Origin of the sequence: Marichromatium sp. AB31 (genome assembly GCF_003718685.1) — a bacterium.
GTDB classification, from domain to species: domain Bacteria; phylum Pseudomonadota; class Gammaproteobacteria; order Chromatiales; family Chromatiaceae; genus Marichromatium; species Marichromatium gracile.
In genome coordinates, this window is sequence record NZ_RHFI01000007.1 from 27104 (window position 1) to 43550 (window position 16447).

A 16447-nucleotide genomic window follows, 5' to 3' on the forward strand; every position below is an offset into this window, starting at 1 on the left:
TGTCGATTGCCCAACCTCCGTCCTGTTACGAGCGGGACCAGCAACGCCCTTGATCGCCCGATGCATCATTGCCGCCGACTCGCCCGCTATCGGGCCCATCCTGTCGTGGGAGTCTGAGGCGTGAACCCTCGCCGCGACCCTCGAGAAGCCATCGCACTGGACCAGGACTTCGCCATCGCGCTGGTCAACCAGCTGGTGGTGCCGGCCTTCGTGCTCGATGCCGATTGCCGGGTGGTGATCTGGAATGCGGCCTGCGAGCGGCTCACCGGGATGCGCGCCGCCGAGGTGATCGGCACTGCCGAGCACTGGCGCGCCTTCTACCGTGCCCCCAAGCCCTGTCTCGCCGACCTGTTGATACAGGGGCGACTCGATGAGCTCAGGGATCGCTACGACCTGGCCGTCGGCGAGGGGCTCGACGCGTCCGGTGCGGCCCATGTCGAGGGCTGGTGCGACATGCCGTTGCTGCACACCGAGCGCTATCTCGGACTCGATGCCGGTCCCATTCGCGACGCCGAGGGGCGGCTGGTCGCGGTGGTCGAGACGCTGCGCGACCTCACCGAGCGCCAGCGTGCGCAGACGGCGTTGCAGCTCAATGCCAGCGTGTTCGAGAACTCGCAGGAAGGGATCGTCATCACCGATACCAGCTCGCGCATCCTCGACGTCAACGCCGCCTTCACCCGCGTGACCGGTTATCCCCGCGAGGAGGTGCTCGGCCGCACCCCGGCGCTGCTCAAGTCGGGGCTGCAGGACGACCAGTTCTATCAGGAGATGTGGCATCGGCTGCGTGAGTTCGGTCAGTGGAGCGGCGAGATCTGGAATCGACGCCGATCGGGCGAGGTCTATCCCGAGATGCTGCGGGTCAACGCGGTGAAGGACGCCGAGGGCACCCTGACCCACTATGTCGGCATGTTCTCCGACATCACCGATCTCAAGGATGCCCAGCGCCGGCTCGAGAGCCTGGCCAACTACGACGCCCTCACCAGCCTGCCCAACCGGGTGCTGCTCAGCGATCGGTTGCATCAGGCGCTGGCCAACGCCAAGCGGCGCGACCGGCTGGTGGCCATCTGTTTCCTCGATCTCGACGACTTCAAGCTGGTCAACGATCATCACGGGCACGACGCCGGGGATCGCTTCCTCGTCGAGATCGCCAAGCGACTGGTGCGCACGGTGCGCGGTGGCGATACCGTCGCCCGACTCGGGGGGGACGAGTTCGTGCTCCTGATCACCGAGCTGCGCAACACCGATGAGCTGGATCTGGTGCTCGAGCGCACCCTCAAGACCATCGATGCGCCCTTCGAGATCGACGGTATCCCGCTCGACGTCTCGGCGAGCATCGGGGTCACCCTCTATCCCTTCGACGACGCCGATCCCGACACCCTGCTGCGCCATGCCGACCAGGCCATGTACCAGGCCAAGCAGCTCGGTCGCAACCGCTACCAGCTCTTCGACATGGAGGCGGCGGCCAACGTCCAGCATCATCATCAGGAACTCGAGCGGATGCGCCGCGCCTTGCAGCACGGCGAGCTGCGCCTGTTCTATCAGCCCAAGGTCAACATGCGCACCGGCAAGGTGATCGGGGTCGAGGCGCTGATCCGCTGGCAGCACCCGGAACGCGGCATCCTCGCCCCGGCCGAGTTCCTGCCGCTGGTCGAGCAGAGTTCGCTGATCGTCGACATCGGCGAGTGGGTGCTGCACGAGGCGCTGGCGCAACTCGCCGAGTGGTCGCAGAAGGGTCACGAGCTCAACGTCAGTGTCAACATCGCCACCCGCCATTTCCAGCACATCGACTTCGTGGCGCGGTTGCAGGCGATCCTGGCCGAATACCCCGGGGTGGCGCCCGAACGGCTCGAGCTCGAGATCCTCGAGAGCGTCGCGCTCGAGGACGTCGAGGCGATGCGCGCGGTGATCGCCGCCTGTCAGGCGATGGGGGTGCGTTTCGCGCTCGATGATTTCGGGACCGGTTATTCCTCGCTCAACTATCTCAAGCAGCTCCCGGCCGAGACCCTCAAGGTCGACCGCTCATTCGTGCGCGACATGCTCGACGACCAGGAGGATCTGGCGATCATCGAGGGGGTGATCGGGCTGGCCAGCGTGTTCGGCAAGGAGGTCATCGCCGAGGGCGTCGAGACCCCGGAACACGGCGTGATGCTGATGCGCATCGGCTGCGATCATGCCCAAGGGTACGCCATCGCCCGACCGATGCCGGCCGACTCGATGCTCGACTGGCTCAAGGGGTTCGAGCCGGATCCGCGCTGGCTGCTGGGGCGCGGCGGACAGGGCGAGCGCTTCGACCTGCCGCTGTTGCTGGCGCAGTACGATCACGTCAAGTGGGTCCGTCAGGTGATCGGTGCGCTCGATGCCGATGTCTCGGCGCTGCCGCTCGAGGATCAGGCCGAGCAGTGTCGTCGACGTTTCGGCGTCTGGCTGGCCGGCGTCGGCCGTGACCGCTATGGCGAGCTGCCCGAGTATGCCGAGATCGAGCGTATCCATGCGCGCATGCACGAGGTCTCCACCGAGATCCTGCGGTTGCGTGTCAATGGTCAGTGGGAGGCGGCGCGGCTGCAGTGCATGGAGCTGATCGGGATGAAGCGCCAGATCCTCGCCAAGCTCGATTGCTTCCAGCGCGCCCTGGTCGACGGCAAGCGCTCCTGAGGGGGACGTCCCGGCGCCCCTGGTCGGGAGCGCCGGGGCGAGAGGTTCAGCCGGCGGCGTCGATGATGCGCGGCCCGGACAGCGGCACGTCGTCGAGCCGGGCCTGGTCCTGATCATCGAGCCTGAGCCGTCCCTGCGCGAACCAGCGCACCACCGTCGGATAGATGATGTGCTCCTGCTTCAGCACCCGTGCCGCGAGGCGCTCGGCATCGTCGTCCGCCTCGACGGCGACGCGCGCCTGCAGCACCACCGGGCCGCCGTCGAGTTCGGCGGTGACGAAGTGGACGCTGGCGCCGTGCTCGCGCTCACCGGCGTCGAGCGCGCGCTGGTGGGTGTGCAGCCCACGATACTTCGGCAGCAGTGAGGGGTGGATGTTGAGCAGCCGCCCGCGGTGTGCGGCGACGAACGCCGGGGTGAGGATGCGCATGAAGCCGGCGAGCACCACCAGTCCGGGATCGTAATCCGCGATCAACCCGGTGAGCGCGGCATCGTAGTCGGCGCGCTCGGCATAGTCGCGATGATCGAGCACTGCGGTGGCGATGCCATGGCGCCGGGCGCGTTCGAGTCCGCCCGCATCGGCGCGGTTGCTGATCACCGCGACGATGCGGATCGGCAGCTCACCGCGCGCCTGGCCGTCGATCAGCGCCTGCAGATTGCTCCCGCCACCGGAGATCAGCACCACCACCGGGAGTGCTTGCTGCGCCTCACCCATCGGTCCGCGTGCCCTCGTAGTGCACCTCCGGCGCGCCTTCGGCCTGCTCGATGCGACCGATGGTCCAGGCCTGTTCGCCGGCGTTGGCGAGCAGCGCCATGGTCTCGTCGTGGTCCTCGGCGGCGACGCAGACGATCATGCCAATGCCGCAGTTGAAGGTGCGCAGCATCTCCTGCTCACTGATCCCGCCGGCCTGCTGCAGCCAGTCGAACACCGCCGGACGCTGCCAGGCGTCGAGATCGATCACCGCGCGGGTGTCCTCGGGCAGCACCCGCGGCAGGTTCTCGGTGAGACCGCCGCCGGTGATGTGCGAGAGCGCGTGCACCCGCAGGGTACGGATCAGCGGCAGGATCGCGGGGATGTAGATGCGCGTCGGCGCCATCAGTCGCTCGGCGAGCGTGGCCTCGTCGAACGGCGCCTGGAGATCGACGCCGCTGACCTCGATGACCTTGCGGATCAGCGAGTAGCCGTTGGAGTGCGGCCCGGAGGAGGCGAGGCCGATGAGCACGTCGCCGGGACGCACCCGCTCGGGGAGGATCAGCTCGGATTTCTCGGCGATGCCGACGCAGAAGCCGGCGAGATCGTAGTCGCCGGCGCCGTACATGCCGGGCATCTCCGCCGTCTCGCCGCCGGTGAGGGCGCAGCCGGCCAGCTCGCAGCCGCGGGCGATGCCGCCGACCACGGTGCTGGCAACCTCGACGTCGAGCTTGGCGGTGGCGTAGTAGTCGAGGAAGAACAGCGGCTCGGCGCCGCTGACCAGGATGTCGTTGGCGCACATCGCCACCAGGTCGATGCCGATGCCGTCATGACGATCGAGCTCGATGGCCAGGCGCAGCTTGGTACCGACACCGTCGGTACCCGAGACCAGGACCGGCTCGCGGTACTGACCGAGCGGCAGCTCGAAGAGTGCGCCGAAACCGCCGAGACCGGTGACCACGCCGGGACGGCTGGTGCGCGCGGCGAGCGGCTTGATGCGCTCGACGAGTTCGGCCCCGGCGTCGATGTCGACACCGGCGTCACGGTAATTGAGCGAAGGGGAGGGGTTTTGAGTGGGATCCTGCGTCACGCTGGGGCTCCGTTGAGTGTGCCAGGGCGCGATTGTATACCGTCAGCGCCCGGTATAACTTGGAGAGTCTCCGGGGCTCGGGTAGGATGCGAGCCGCCCGGGCGGGGCGGTGTCCTCCGCGGTGTCCCGGAGCGTGGCATGGGGCGCGTTGGGCTGTTCGCGAAAGCCCTTCAAAATCAGTGGTCTGGCGCGACCTTTCGGTGTTTCAGTTGGTTGCGATCAGGGTCAGGACAGACAGGTGAAGCTCAGAGATCTTCCCAATATCATCAGTGTGATGCGGCTGGTGGCGGTGGCGCCGGTCGTCTATCTGCTGCTCATCGGCGAGTTCGGCTGGGCGCTGGCGCTGTTCGCCTTCGCCGGGATCTCCGACGGGCTCGACGGTTTCCTGGCCAAGCATTACGGCTGGCAGACCCGGCTCGGCGGCATCCTCGACCCGCTCGCCGACAAGGCGCTGCTGGTGTGCTGCTTCCTGGTGCTGGGATCGCTCGGCGCCATTCCGGTGTGGCTGGTGGTCGCGGTGGTGTTCCGCGATCTGCTGATCGTGGTCGGCGCGGTGCTCTACAACTATCGCGTCGAGACCGTAGAGGCGGCGCCCTTGCCGGCGAGCAAGCTCAACACCCTGCTGCAGATCCTGCTGGTGGTGCTGGTGATCATGGATGCCGGTCCCTTCCCGCTGCCCGAGCTGTTGATCCAGTCGTTGGTCTGGGGCTGTCTGGCCACGGTGCTGGTCAGTGGCGCCCAGTATGTCTGGGTGTGGGGGCGCAAGGCTGCGGTGCGTGGCGCGCATCACGACTGACCCGGGCTCAGGGCGCATCGTGCAGGACCCGTCGCACCATCGGGATGGTCGGCTGGCGCTGTTCGCGCAGGCTGGCCGCGTCGATTCGTTCGATCAGCGCGAGCAGTGACTCGGGGTCGCGGGCGTGATAGTGCATGATGTAGCGCACCAGCGCCGGCCCGAGCCGCAGACCGCGCTGCGCGGCCGAGGTGCTGAGCAGTTGCTCGCAGTCGCGATCGGTCAGTGCGAGCAGTCGATAGCAGGGTCCCCATTGCAGACGTGAGCGCAGATCGGCGCGGTCGAGTGTCAGCCGCTCCGGTGGCTGGCGCGCGGCGACGAGCAGTTGCCGGCCACGCTCGCGCAGACGGTTGTAGAGATCGAACAGCGCCTGCTCCCAGTCGCCATCCCTGGTGACGGCATCGATGTCGTCGATGGCGATCAGGTCGAGTTGCTCGAGGTCGTCGAGCAGCGACGGCGTCAGCCCCGGGGTCTTGAGCGGGAGATAGTGCGCCTGGAGGCGATGCGCGCTCGCTTCGAGACAGGCCGCCTGGAGCAGGTGCGTCTTGCCGGTGCCGCTGGCGCCGTGAAGAAACACCAGAGGCTCGCCCGCCGTGCCGCTCAGCGCGGCGATGGCGGCCACCGCCTCGGCGTTGGGGCCGGGCAGGTATTCGGTCAGTGTCGGCTCGCGTGTCAGCGCGACCGGCAGGTGCAGTTGCGGACTCGGCTGGGTCAAGACGAGATCGGTCCCTGGTTGCCGCTCGGCTCGAGGCTGCGCGCGGTCTGCGCCAGCCGCTGTCCGAGTGCCTGACAGAGCCGCTGCTCTTCCTCGCTCACCGCCAGGTCGCTGTCCGGGCCGGCGAGATGCGAGGGGCCGTAGGGGGTCCCGCCGCTGCGGGTGTGGAGCAGGTCCTCGGCGCTGTAGGGGAGCCCGAGCAGCAGCATGCCGTGGTGCAGCAATGGCAGCATCATGCTCAGCAGGGTGCTCTCCTGGCCGCCATGCAGGCTGGAGGTGGAGGTGAAGACCCCGGCGGGCTTGCCGGCGAGCGCCCCCGAGAGCCACAGCCCGCTGGTGCCGTCGAGAAAATACTTGAGTGCCGCGGCCATGTTGCCGAAACGCGTGGGTGAGCCGAGCGCGAGTCCGGCACACCCGCGCAGGTCGTCATGGGTGACATAGGGCGGTCCCGAGTCGGGGATCGGTGGTGCGCTCGCCTCGCAGTCGCTGGAGACCGCCGGAACGGTTCGCAGTCGCGCCTCCAGGCCGGCCTGCTCGACCCCGCGCGCGATCTGTCGCGCCATCTCCGCGGTGGCCCCGTGACGGCTGTAGTACAACACCAGGATGAAGGACATCTGTTCGCACTCCTTGTCGTTGTCGGCGATACGGGCGCGCCGCCCGGCGCGCTGCACTTGGTGGAGAATGGTCCCGTGCGGCTGTGTTCGCAACCCGCACGGCATGTCGTCGTATTGGCAGAACGGGGGAGCGAGATGAACGGGATGCGGGTGTCTGGCGGGGCGCGGCGGTGTTGTCGCTGTCTGGTTGCGGGGCGGGTGCAGGGGGTGTGGTTTCGTGGTGCGACCCGTGAGCAGGCCGATCGCCTGGGGGTGAGCGGCTATGCGCGCAATCTGCCCGATGGTCGGGTCGAAGTGGTGTGCTGTGGTGAGGCGGGCGCGGTGGAGCGGTTGCGTGACTGGCTGCACCAGGGGCCGCCTGCGGCACGTGTCGAGACGGTCGTTTGCGAGCCGCTCGAGGAAGGCGGCTATCACGGCTTCGTGATCGGCTGAGGTCAGTAGCCGCTGGCCTCGAGATCGGGGTGTTCGGGGTAATCGTTGAGCCTGATCACGCGGGTCTCGATGTGACCGTTGCCATGCAGCAGGAGCTCGCGGTAGCCCGGCGGTCGTGTGTCGAGGGCAAATCCGCGACTCTGCTTGAGGAACTGGACGCTGGTGGCCGGGGCGGCGAGCAGTTCGAGCCGTCCGATGTGCTGGGCAAAGGCCTGATGGACGTGCCCGAAGAGGATCGCGCGCACCTGGGGGTGGTCGGCGCAGAGTGTGACCAGGGCCTCGCCGTTGTCGACCCCGAGGCTGTCGATCCAGGCGCTGCCGACGGCGACCGGGTGATGATGAAGGCAGACCAGGGTCGGCGCTTGGTTGGTCTCCAGCCAGGCGCCGAGCGCGCTGAGCTGGGCCGGTTCGACGTGTCCGCGGACCTCACCGGGCAGGCTCGAGTCGAGCAGCGCCAGACGCCAGTTGCCGAGCGCGACGATGCTGCCCGAGGGTGGTGCGAAATGGCCGAGGATCTCGTGCGCCAGTGGCCAGTGATCGTGGTTGCCGGCGACGCAGTAACAGGGCAATCGGGTCTGCTCGAGCCGGTCTCGCAACAGTCGATAGCCGCCGGCGGCCTCGTCGTGCGCCAGGTCGCCGGTGATCAGCAGGGCGTCGGCCGGGGCGCTGGCCAGCGCGCGCTCGAGCACCGCCTCGAAGCTGTGGCGGGTGCGCATGCCGAGCAGTCTGCCCTCTGCCTGATCATAGAGGTGAGGGTCTGAGAGGTGCAGGAGCCGAAGCGGCTGTGCGGGGACCTGGGGCGATGGCTGCATGAGCGGGTGTCCGGTACGGCGAGGGGCCAAGATAGGAGGTGGCTGGGGGCGGCGCGCCAGCGGGTCGGGAGCAGGTGGGGCAGTGTGGCTCGCCGGCTGGTGGTGTGTCGCTGGATGTCGCGGGACGCTGGCCGATCCTTCGTGTGTCCGAGTATGGCAGTCTTAGCAGTGTGCTCACTGGCTCGCAAGCATGAGGCTGAAGAGCTGCGAGCTGGCGCTCAGCATCGGGATCGGGTGATTTATCATTTTTGCCGATCTTTTTTATCGAAATAATCGATTTTAACTTTCCATTGCCCATCCTCCAATCTGAGTTGCACCGCAGCAGAATCGCTACAGCGTCGTGGAGATCAGATGCAACTCAAGGGCAGCAAGACCGAGCAGAGCCTGATCCAGGCCTTCATCGCCGAGTCCCAGGCCAATCGTCGCTATCTGTACTTTGCCGCCAAGGCCGATATCGAGGGCTATGGCGAGATCGCCATGCTGTTTCGCTCGGCCGCGGAAGGCGAAACCGGTCATGCGCTCGGCCATCTGGAGTATCTCGAGCCGGTCGGTGATCCGGTCACCGGATTACCGATCGGGACGACCGTCGACAACCTCCGCGCCTCCATCGCCGGGGAACAGGTCGAGTCCACCGAGATGTATCCACGGATGGCGCGGCTGGCGCGTGACGAGGGCTTTGACGAGATCGCCGACTGGTTCGAGACCCTGGCCCAGGCCGAGCGTACCCACATCAACCGCTTTCGTCAGGTGCTCGCCCACCTCGAGCCCTGAGCGGGTGCCGGGTTCGGCAGTGGGTCGTCTCTGTGGTTACAATCCTTCCGGCATCGCAGGCAATCGAGCGGTGCGTGAAGGAGTCTCAACGATGCACCCACACCATTCCACGGGGCGCCGCCGATCTGCGTTGTCGTTGCTGCTGATGGCAGCGCTGCTTGCCGGTTGCGCCAGTCAGCCGAGTATCGACACCAACAAGGAACTCCCCGTTGGCTGTCTCGCCAAGCCCGATCCCGGTCCCTGTCGCGCGGCCCAGACGCGCTTCTTCTACGACTATCGCGACAATCGCTGCAAGCCCTTCCGCTATGGTGGCTGCGACGGTCGGGTCCCGTTCGAGACCCTGGCCGAGTGTCGCTCCTTCTGTGAACCCTGATGCCGCGCGTGCGACCTGGGCTCGCCGCTAGATCCCGCCGATGCGCAGTCGTTGTCCGGGATGGATCTCGTTGTCGTCCGGCGCGAGCTGGTTGAGTGCACGGAGCTGGGAGACGGTGAGACCGTTTTCCAGTGCTACGCGGTAGAGGGTCTCGTTCGGCTGCACGACGTGATAGCGCGTCTGGGGTTTCGACTCGGCGCGCTGCGTGCTGGCCATCCGGGGAGGCGTCGGCGGGGTGCGCGAGACCACCACCGGGATCGCCGGCGGGTGGCTGGCGATGCGCTTCAGGCTGCCCGCGGGCAGCCACACGGTGGTGCCGGCCGGGATCGGGCGGCTGCCCGAGACCAGTCGCTTGCGCCAGTGCAGGTTGAGTGAGGCGAGCTGGCTCGGTGAGACCGTGTAATGGCTGGCCAGGCGGGTCAGCGGCAGGCTGTGACGCAGCACCAGGCGGTCGTGACGCCAGGGCTGTTCGTAGGCCAGGCCCTCGGGGAAGTAGCGCCTGGCATGCATGGCGACCTCGCGCGCGGCGACGAACTCGGCGTAGAAGTTACGCGAGGCAAAGCCGAAGTAGCGACCGTCGTACTCCTCGACGATCCGACCGATGTCATCGCCATATCTGGCCTTGGCCTTGGCCATGCCGCCCTGGCCGTGGTTGTAGGAGGTGATCGCCAGCGGCCAACTGCCGAGCTTGCGCTGGGCCTGGGCGAGATAGCGCGCGGCGCCGTCGGCGGCGAGGATGGGGTCGAAGCGCTCGTCGACGTGACGGTCGACGGTCATGAACAAGCGTCCGGTGGCGGGCATGAACTGCCACACCCCGCCGGCGCCGACGCTCGAGCGGGCGTGGGTCTGAAAGGAGGACTCGACGTGCGGCAGATAGGCCAGGTCCTCGGGCACGCCGTGGGCCTGCATGATCTCGCGGAAGATCTGGTCGTAGCGCCCGCTGATCTCGACCCCGCGCTTGAAGCGCTCGCGCAGTCCGCGCTGCGAGCGTACCCGCTCATCGGCCCCGAACACCGCCTCGCGACCAGCGGCCTCCTCGAACTGCGCGAGCAGCTGGCGATCGGCGCGTGCCAGCGAGCGCTGCTCGCGCAGCGCCGCCTCGAGCGCGCGCACTCGATCGGCATGATGACGCTTGCGCGCGGCGATCCAGTCGCGCTGGGCCTGGGTGTAGGACTCGGCGCTGGCGCCGGGCAGGGTGGCGACCTCGTAGATCACCCCCAGGTGCCGGTCGTCGTGGAACACCACCTGGTCGCGTCGCCAGATCCCATAGACATGACGCCAGAAGTCGACGTTGTCGGCGATCTCCTCGGGGACCGGAAAGGTCTCCGAGCCATAGTGACCGTGCTGCCCGGTGGTGGCGCAGCCGGAGAGCGCGAGCAGGGCGAGGATGAGTGCGCCCAGCGTCCAGCGCGGGCGGCAACGGCGAGCGGCATCGGGTCGCATGGTCGGCGGCTCCTGTGGTCATCGAAGGCCCGCGGACGGGCCCGTCGTCGGGGAGGGGAGAGACGGCGTCCAGTACCCTGGAGCGCATGGTGCAAGCCTAAAGTCTCGCCCGGGAGTCGCATCAGGTGCAATCGGCAAAACCCCCTAATTTCGAAGGTGCCGGACAGGTCGGTGGTGCGTGCGCCTCGGCCCGCGGGAGAGGAGCGCGCTCGGCGGTTCAGTCGAGCGGTTGTGTGCCCTGGGTCAGTGGATCGATGCCATGGTCCTGCAGCAGGGTCACCAGCCGGATCAGCGGCAGTCCGATCAGCGCGTTGGGGTCCTCGCCCTCGAGCCGCTCGAACAGGGCGATGCCAAGCCCCTCTGACTTGAAGCTGCCGGCGCTGGAGAAGGGACGCTCGCGCGCGACATAGCCGGCGATCTGCGCCTCGGTGAGCGCGCGCATATGGACCCGGAAGGGTTCGACCAGGGTCTGGGCGCGGCCGCTGGCGGCATCGAGCAGACAGAGACCGGTCTGGAAGGTGACGGCGCGCCCGGCGCAGAGGCTGAGCTGTGCGATCGCCGCCTCGTGGCCGCCGGGCTTGCCGAGGATCTGGCCGTCGATGCTCGCGACCTGATCCGAGCCGATGATCAGCGCCTCGGGGTGAGCGGCGGCGACGGCGCGGGCCTTGGCCTCGGCCAGACGCATCACCAGGGCCTGGGCGGGCTCGTCGGGGAGGGGGCGTTCGTCGACCTCGGGGGCGGCGGTGGCGAAGGCGAGTCCGAGACGCTCCAGCAGGGCGCGGCGGAAGGGTGAGGTGGAGGCGAGGATGAGCTTGGGTTGGGACATGATGGATGCGTGCTCCGGCAGAGGATTGGGTGCAGGAGCGCGATGCTATCACCCGGTCACCGGGCGCCGCGATCGTCTCGCGGCGCCCGGTTCGGGTCGACACGCCCGGTGGGGCGTGCCGGGTCGGATCAGACCTCGCCGACCGGGCCGCCGACGATCGACGGCGGGGTGTTGCCCTTGGGGGCCGGGGCAGGGCCGTCGCCGCCGGCCGTCGGGGTGCCGCCGACATCGTCGTCGGGTTCGCGCATGGTGCGTCCCGACATGATGTCGTCGATCTGCGCCTTGTCGATGGTCTCGAACTTCAGCAGTGCCTCGGCCATCGCGTGCAGCTTGTCGAGGTTGTCATCGAGGAGCTGGCGCGAGCGCTGGTAGTTGCGGTCGATGATCTGACGCACCGCCTGGTCGATCGCCTGCGCCGTCTCCGGGGAGACGTTGCGCTGCTGGGTGACCGAGCGACCGAGGAAGACCTCGCTCTCGTCCTCGGCGTAGGCCAGCGGTCCCATGGCATCCGACAGGCCGAAGCGGGTGACCATGTTGCGGGCGATGTCGGTGGCGCGTTCGATGTCGTTGGAGGCGCCGGTGGTGACGTGCTCGGGGCCGAAGATCATCTCCTCGGCGATGCGTCCGCCGAACAGGCTCGAGATCTGGCTCTCGAGCTGGCGCTTGCTCATGCTGTAGCGGTCGCGCTCGGGCAGGAACAGGGTGACGCCGAGGGCGCGTCCACGCGGGATGATGCTGACCTTGTGGACGGGGTCGTGCTCGGGTACCAGCCGACCGACGATGGCATGTCCGGCCTCGTGGTAGGCGGTGAGCTTCTTCTCCGACTCGGACATCACCATCGAGCGACGTTCGGCGCCCATCATGATCTTGTCCTTGGCCTGCTCCATGTCCTCCATGTCGACACGCGCCTTGTTGCGGCGCGCGGCGAACAACGCCGCCTCGTTGACCAGATTGGCGAGGTCGGCGCCGGAGAAGCCGGGGGTGCCGCGGGCGATGGTGCGCGCGTCGATGTCGTCGGCCACCGGCACCTTGCGCAGGTGCACCTCGAGGATGGCGGCGCGACCGGAGAGGTCGGGCAGGCCGACCACCACCTGGCGGTCGAAGCGTCCCGGGCGCAGCAGCGCCGGATCGAGGACGTCGGCGCGGTTGGTTGCGGCGATGACGATGACGCCCTCGGTGCCGGCGAAGCCGTCCATCTCGACGAGCAGCTGGTTGAGGGTCTGCTCGCGCTCGTCGTGTCCACCGCCGAGCCCGGCGCCACGCTTGCGTCCGACGGCGTCGATCTCGTCGATGAAGATGATGCAGGGGGCACTCTTCTTGGCCTGCTCGAAGAGGTCACGCACCCGCGAGGCGCCGACGCCGACGAACATCTCGACGAAGTCCGAGCCGGAGATGCTGAAGAAGGGCACCCGCGCCTCGCCGGCGATGGCGCGTGCGAGCAACGTCTTGCCGGTGCCGGGGGGGCCGACCATGAGCACGCCGCGCGGGATGCGACCGCCGAGGTTGGAGAACTTCTGCGGGCTCTTGAGGAAGTCGACCAGCTCGCCGACCTCTTCCTTGGCCTCCTCGACGCCGGCGACATCGCGCAGCGTCACCTTGACCTCGCCCTCGGCGTGCTGGCGCGCGCGGCTCTTGCCGAAGTTGAAGATCCCGCCGCCGCCACCGACGCCACCACCGCTGTTGCGTCGCATGAACCAGAACCAGATGCCGATCAGCAACATGAAGGGCAGCCAGGCGGCAATCACTTGCATCAGCACGCTCGGTTGCTCGGGTGGCTCGGCGCGGATGGCCACACCCTGGTTGAGCAGGTCGCCGATCAGGCCGGGGTCGTTGGGGTCATAGGTCTCGAAGCGTGAGCCATCGGTTCGCGTGCCCTGGATGGTCTGATCCTGGATGGTCACCTCGCGCACCGCGCCCTCGTTCAGTTCGCTCAGGAACTCGCTGTAACTCAGGTTGCGGGTCTCGATGCCTTCCGGCGAGGTCATGCCGTTGAGCATCATCACCAGCCACAGGGTGACCGCGATCCAGAGCAGGATGTGGAAGTTTCTTGGGTTCATGCGAGCCTTCGTCCTCGTTGACCAAATACAGCGTGCGCGATGCCCGATGCCGGGCCGTTGTCCGGTTAGATCGGGGCATGGAGCCGAAATCCAACGCGCCTCGGGCGCTCGGCCCGTACCGTGGTCAGAGCCTACCATAGGCGTCGGGGTTCCCGGACGGGGATGAGGGATGAGGAGGGGGATGGGGTGCGTCTGGCGGTCGTGGTGTTGCTGGTCTGGTGCGGTGCAGCGCTGTTCGCGCCCTGGCTGGTCGAGGCGCCGAATCGGGTCGAGCTCAGGGCGATGCTCGCCGGGCCGATGCCGGGGGCGCCGCTCGGGACCGATGATCTGGGGCGCCTGGTTCACGAGCGACTGCTGGTCGGTGCGCGGGTCTCGCTGCTGGTCGGGGTCGGGGTGGTGGCCTTCGCCGCGAGTCTCGGCACCCTGGTCGGGCTCGTCGCCGGGCTGCTCGGCGGCTGGGTGGACCGGTTGGTGGTCAGGCTGATCGATCTGTTCCTCGCCTTTCCGGGGATCCTGCTGGCGATTGCCTTGGCCGGTCTGCTCGGCCCCGGGCTCGACAACCTGGTGATCGCGCTGACCGTGGTCGGCTGGGTCGGCTATGCGCGGCTGGCGCGTGCCCAGGCGCTGACCCTGGCCGGGCGCGAGCACGTCCTCGCCGCGCGCGCCCTCGGCTGCGGTACCTGGCGCATCCTCTGGCGCCATCTGTTGCCGCTGGCGCTCGCGCCGCTGCTGGTCGAGGCCACCTTCGGCATCGCCGCGGCGATCGTCGCCGAGGCCGGGCTCTCCTTCCTCGGGCTCGGCATCCAGCCGCCCGATGCCTCCTGGGGCAGCATGTTGCGCGATGGCGTGTCCTATCTACTGGTCGCCCCGCATCTGGTGATCGCCCCCGGCGTGGCGCTGTTCGCCGTGACCCTCGCCGTCAACCTGGTCGGTGACTGGCTGCGTGATCGGCTCGATGTGCGGACGCGCGCTCGGGATGTCACGTGAAGGATTGAACCGTACGTGACGGACTGAATCGCAAAGATACCGTCTTTCCCGTCAACCCCCGACCGTGCACACCAGCCTCCCCGACTGGAGGCTGGAGGCTGGATGCTGATCGCTGGAAGCTGATGTGAACCGCAAAGCCGCGAAGATCGCGAAGGAAGAGGAAGGCTTGGCCTCCAGTGGCCAGCCATCAGCCTCCAGTGGAGAGCGCGTCGTGAGGTCTGATCATTAAACCCCTTGGCGCCCTTCGCGACTTGGCGGTTCAATCTTCCGGTCGCTGGTCGCTGGTCGCTGGTCGCTGGTCGCTGGTCGCTGGTCGCTGGTCGCTGGTAGCTCCCCCACCGGCGCTGTGTTAAAAAGACGGCCATTCAGACCGGTCCGGTCAGCGCCGGACCCCGACCGCAGCCGCAGCAGGATGACCGCCCCATGTCGCTAGGCCCGATCATGCTCGACATCGCGGGCACCAGGCTCACCGCCGAGGACCGCGAGCTGTTGCGCCACCCGGCCGTCGGTGGCGTGATCCTGTTCGCCCGCAACTATGCCGACCCCGCGCAGCTCGCCGCACTCACTGCCGAGATCCATGCCCTGCGCGAGCCACGTCTGCTGATCGGCGTCGATCAGGAAGGGGGGCGCGTGCAGCGCTTTCGCGACGGCTTCACCCGGCTGCCGGCGATGGGGCGCTTTGCCGCGCTCCATGCTCGCGATCCCGCCCGCGCCCGTGAACTCTGTGACCGACTCGGTTGGCTGATGGCCGCCGAGCTGCGCGCCGTCGGCGTCGACTTCAGCTTCGCCCCGGTGCTCGATCTCGATCGTGGGCTCTGTGCGGTCGTGGGTGATCGCGCCTTCGGTGCCGCGCCCGAGCAGGTCGCCGAGCTGGCGCTGGCCTGGGCCGAGGGGATGCGTCGCGCGGGCATGGCCGCCGTCGGCAAGCACTTCCCCGGTCACGGCGGGGTGGCGGTCGACTCCCATCATGCCCTGCCGAGCGATCCGCGCCCCTTCGGCGAGCTGGCGATGGAGGATCTGGTGCCCTTCGAGCGGTTGATCGCGCACGGCATCGAGGCGCTGATGCCAGCGCACGTCGTCTATCCGCAGGTGGCGCCCGAGCCGGCCGGTTTCTCGCCGCGCTGGCTCGGTGAGATCCTGCGTCAGCGGCTCGGTTTCGAGGGGGTGATCTTCAGCGACGATCTCAACATGGGGGCCGCTGCCGCCGGTGGCGATCATCTCGATCGCGCCCGTGCCGCGCACGCTGCAGGTTGCGACGTGCTGTTGATTTGCAACAATCGCCCCGCCGCGGCCGCACTCGTGGAGTGCTTCGCCGATGCCACGGACCCCGCCCTGGCGCTGCGCCTGGTGCGCATGCACGGGCGTGGCGGCCATGACCGATTGCATCTGCGCGAGTGCCCCGACTGGCAGCGCGCGGTCGACCACGCCGCCCGACTCGAGACCCACCACAGTCTCGATCTCGGGCTCGATGACCCGACAGATTCGGAGACCAATGTAGGATGAAGCTTGATCGTAGTCAGTATGAGGGTGTCGCCGCGCGCGCCGAGTGCCTGGTGTCGCACGAGGAGATGGAGACGGCGCTCGATCGCATGGCGGAGACCATCACCGAGCGTCTCGGCGACAAGGATCCGGTGATCCTCTGCGTGATGACCGGCGCGGTGATCACCGCCGGGCTGTTGCTGCCCCGGCTCGACTTCCCGCTGCGGGTCAACTACATCCACGCCAGTCGCTACCAGGGGGCGACCAGCGGTGGCGAGCTGGCCTGGCGCCATCGTCCCTCGGACGCGATCCGTGACGAGCACGTGCTGGTGGTCGACGACATCCTCGACGAGGGCATCACCCTCGATCAGGTGGTGCGGGCCTGTCACGAGGACGGCGCGGCGAGCGTGCAGAGCGCGGTGCTGGTGGCCAAGCAGCGTCCGCACCAGTGTGAGGCCGATATCGTCGGTGTCGAGGTGGTCGATCGCTATCTCTACGGCTATGGGCTCGACTACAAGAACTATTTTCGCAATGCCCGGGGCATCTACGCGGTCGCCGACGAGGACATCTGAGCGCGGCTCGCCCCGTACCGCGGGAATGGTCGAAAAACACAATATAATTAAGCGCTTTTTGACTATTTCCGCGATCTGTTATACATCCTCGCGGGAGGCGTGGCGGCAGCCCTTGCTTGCTGCGTCCCAGCGACCGATCAACC

Annotated in this window: 16 protein-coding genes; 8 read left to right on the forward strand and 8 right to left on the reverse strand. The window is 67.9% G+C overall.

The window, feature by feature from the left end:
- Nucleotides 1-120: 120 nt before the first annotated feature.
- The gene (locus EBL84_RS07245; RefSeq protein WP_123140201.1) at nt 121-2652 is read left to right on the forward strand and encodes an EAL domain-containing protein; all 2532 of its coding nucleotides are present in this window, start codon (nt 121-123) and stop codon (nt 2650-2652) included.
- Nucleotides 2653-2698: 46 nt separating this feature from the next.
- On the opposite strand, the gene purN is transcribed toward EBL84_RS07245, so the two are convergent.
- Complete coding sequence (gene purN / locus EBL84_RS07250) at nt 2699-3364, reverse strand: phosphoribosylglycinamide formyltransferase (protein ID WP_123140202.1); 666 nt, start codon at nt 3362-3364, stop codon at nt 2699-2701.
- Nucleotides 3357-4430 carry a phosphoribosylformylglycinamidine cyclo-ligase gene (gene purM / locus EBL84_RS07255; RefSeq protein ID WP_123140203.1) on the reverse strand — a complete coding sequence of 358 codons (1074 nt, stop codon included), beginning with the start codon at nt 4428-4430 and terminating at the stop codon, nt 3357-3359. The genes purN and purM overlap by 8 nt, the downstream gene beginning before the upstream one ends.
- A 238-nt stretch (nt 4431-4668) precedes the next feature.
- Here purM and EBL84_RS07260 point away from each other — a divergent pair, with 238 nt between their 5' ends.
- Entirely contained in the window at nt 4669-5226 is a 558-nt protein-coding gene (locus EBL84_RS07260; protein WP_123140204.1) for a CDP-alcohol phosphatidyltransferase family protein, read from the forward strand.
- Nucleotides 5227-5233: 7 nt separating this feature from the next.
- Here EBL84_RS07260 and hda read toward each other — a convergent pair whose 3' ends face one another.
- On the reverse strand, nt 5234-5938 hold the full coding sequence (hda, locus tag EBL84_RS07265) for a DnaA regulatory inactivator Hda (RefSeq protein WP_123140205.1): 705 nt from the start codon (nt 5936-5938) through the stop codon (nt 5234-5236).
- Complete coding sequence (wrbA, locus tag EBL84_RS07270; RefSeq protein WP_123140298.1) at nt 5935-6552, reverse strand: NAD(P)H:quinone oxidoreductase; 618 nt, start codon at nt 6550-6552, stop codon at nt 5935-5937. Before wrbA ends, hda begins: the two co-directional genes overlap by 4 nt.
- Before the next feature lie 135 nt (nt 6553-6687).
- On the opposite strand from wrbA, the gene EBL84_RS07275 reads away from it, so the two are divergent.
- Nucleotides 6688-6984, forward strand: coding sequence for an acylphosphatase (locus tag EBL84_RS07275; protein ID WP_123140206.1), 297 nt, complete (start codon nt 6688-6690; stop codon nt 6982-6984).
- 2 nt (nt 6985-6986) lie between these two features.
- Here EBL84_RS07275 and EBL84_RS07280 read toward each other — a convergent pair whose 3' ends face one another.
- Nucleotides 6987-7796: a metallophosphoesterase gene (locus EBL84_RS07280; RefSeq protein WP_123140207.1), complete on the reverse strand. Its 810-nt coding sequence runs from the start codon at nt 7794-7796 to the stop codon at nt 6987-6989.
- 351 nt (nt 7797-8147) lie between these two features.
- On the opposite strand from EBL84_RS07280, the gene EBL84_RS07285 reads away from it, so the two are divergent.
- Nucleotides 8148-8567 carry a rubrerythrin family protein gene (locus EBL84_RS07285; protein WP_123140208.1) on the forward strand — a complete coding sequence of 140 codons (420 nt, stop codon included), beginning with the start codon at nt 8148-8150 and terminating at the stop codon, nt 8565-8567.
- 145 nt (nt 8568-8712) lie between these two features.
- Nucleotides 8713-8940 carry a BPTI/Kunitz domain-containing protein gene (locus EBL84_RS07290; RefSeq protein WP_223806971.1) on the forward strand — a complete coding sequence of 76 codons (228 nt, stop codon included), beginning with the start codon at nt 8713-8715 and terminating at the stop codon, nt 8938-8940.
- Nucleotides 8941-8967: 27 nt separating this feature from the next.
- On the opposite strand, the gene EBL84_RS07295 is transcribed toward EBL84_RS07290, so the two are convergent.
- The 3 genes from EBL84_RS07295 to ftsH form a co-directional block, all read right to left on the reverse strand.
- Nucleotides 8968-10383, reverse strand: a complete 1416-nt coding sequence (locus EBL84_RS07295; protein WP_123140210.1) for a lytic transglycosylase domain-containing protein — start codon at nt 10381-10383, stop codon at nt 8968-8970.
- Nucleotides 10384-10600: 217 nt separating this feature from the next.
- Nucleotides 10601-11209, reverse strand: coding sequence for a nucleoside triphosphate pyrophosphatase (locus EBL84_RS07300; RefSeq protein WP_123140211.1), 609 nt, complete (start codon nt 11207-11209; stop codon nt 10601-10603).
- 128 nt (nt 11210-11337) lie between these two features.
- A complete protein-coding gene (gene ftsH, locus EBL84_RS07305) occupies nt 11338-13266 on the reverse strand; it encodes an ATP-dependent zinc metalloprotease FtsH (protein ID WP_123140212.1) in 1929 nt (642 codons plus the stop codon).
- Between the two features lie 162 nt (nt 13267-13428).
- Here ftsH and EBL84_RS07310 point away from each other — a divergent pair, with 162 nt between their 5' ends.
- The 3 genes from EBL84_RS07310 to EBL84_RS07320 all read left to right on the forward strand — a co-directional run bounded on the left by EBL84_RS07310 (nt 13429) and on the right by EBL84_RS07320 (nt 16304).
- Entirely contained in the window at nt 13429-14253 is an 825-nt protein-coding gene (locus EBL84_RS07310) for an ABC transporter permease (protein WP_190287902.1), read from the forward strand.
- A gap of 423 nt (nt 14254-14676) precedes the next feature.
- The gene (nagZ, locus tag EBL84_RS07315; protein ID WP_123140214.1) at nt 14677-15756 is read left to right on the forward strand and encodes a beta-N-acetylhexosaminidase; all 1080 of its coding nucleotides are present in this window, start codon (nt 14677-14679) and stop codon (nt 15754-15756) included.
- Nucleotides 15753-16304: a hypoxanthine-guanine phosphoribosyltransferase gene (locus tag EBL84_RS07320; RefSeq protein ID WP_123140215.1), complete on the forward strand. Its 552-nt coding sequence runs from the start codon at nt 15753-15755 to the stop codon at nt 16302-16304. Before nagZ ends, EBL84_RS07320 begins: the two co-directional genes overlap by 4 nt.
- Nucleotides 16305-16447 lie beyond the last annotated feature (143 nt).

Bases quoted from the DNA above. Each gene is read 5' to 3' on its own strand.
- purN (WP_123140202.1), bottom strand. From the start codon at position 3,364: ATGGGTGAGGCGCAGCAAGCACTCCCGGTGGTGGTGCTGATCTCCGGT.
- wrbA (WP_123140298.1), bottom strand. From the start codon at position 6,552: ATGTCCTTCATCCTGGTGTTGTACTACAGCCGTCACGGGGCCACCGCG.
- EBL84_RS07275 (WP_123140206.1), top strand. From the start codon at position 6,688: ATGAACGGGATGCGGGTGTCTGGCGGGGCGCGGCGGTGTTGTCGCTGT.
- EBL84_RS07280 (WP_123140207.1), bottom strand. From the start codon at position 7,796: ATGCAGCCATCGCCCCAGGTCCCCGCACAGCCGCTTCGGCTCCTGCAC.
- EBL84_RS07285 (WP_123140208.1), top strand. From the start codon at position 8,148: ATGCAACTCAAGGGCAGCAAGACCGAGCAGAGCCTGATCCAGGCCTTC.
- EBL84_RS07290 (WP_223806971.1), top strand. From the start codon at position 8,713: ATGGCAGCGCTGCTTGCCGGTTGCGCCAGTCAGCCGAGTATCGACACC.
- EBL84_RS07295 (WP_123140210.1), bottom strand. From the start codon at position 10,383: ATGCGACCCGATGCCGCTCGCCGTTGCCGCCCGCGCTGGACGCTGGGC.
- EBL84_RS07300 (WP_123140211.1), bottom strand. From the start codon at position 11,209: ATGTCCCAACCCAAGCTCATCCTCGCCTCCACCTCACCCTTCCGCCGC.
- ftsH (WP_123140212.1), bottom strand. From the start codon at position 13,266: ATGAACCCAAGAAACTTCCACATCCTGCTCTGGATCGCGGTCACCCTG.
- EBL84_RS07310 (WP_190287902.1), top strand. From the start codon at position 13,429: ATGAGGGATGAGGAGGGGGATGGGGTGCGTCTGGCGGTCGTGGTGTTG.
- nagZ (WP_123140214.1), top strand. From the start codon at position 14,677: ATGTCGCTAGGCCCGATCATGCTCGACATCGCGGGCACCAGGCTCACC.
- EBL84_RS07320 (WP_123140215.1), top strand. From the start codon at position 15,753: ATGAAGCTTGATCGTAGTCAGTATGAGGGTGTCGCCGCGCGCGCCGAG.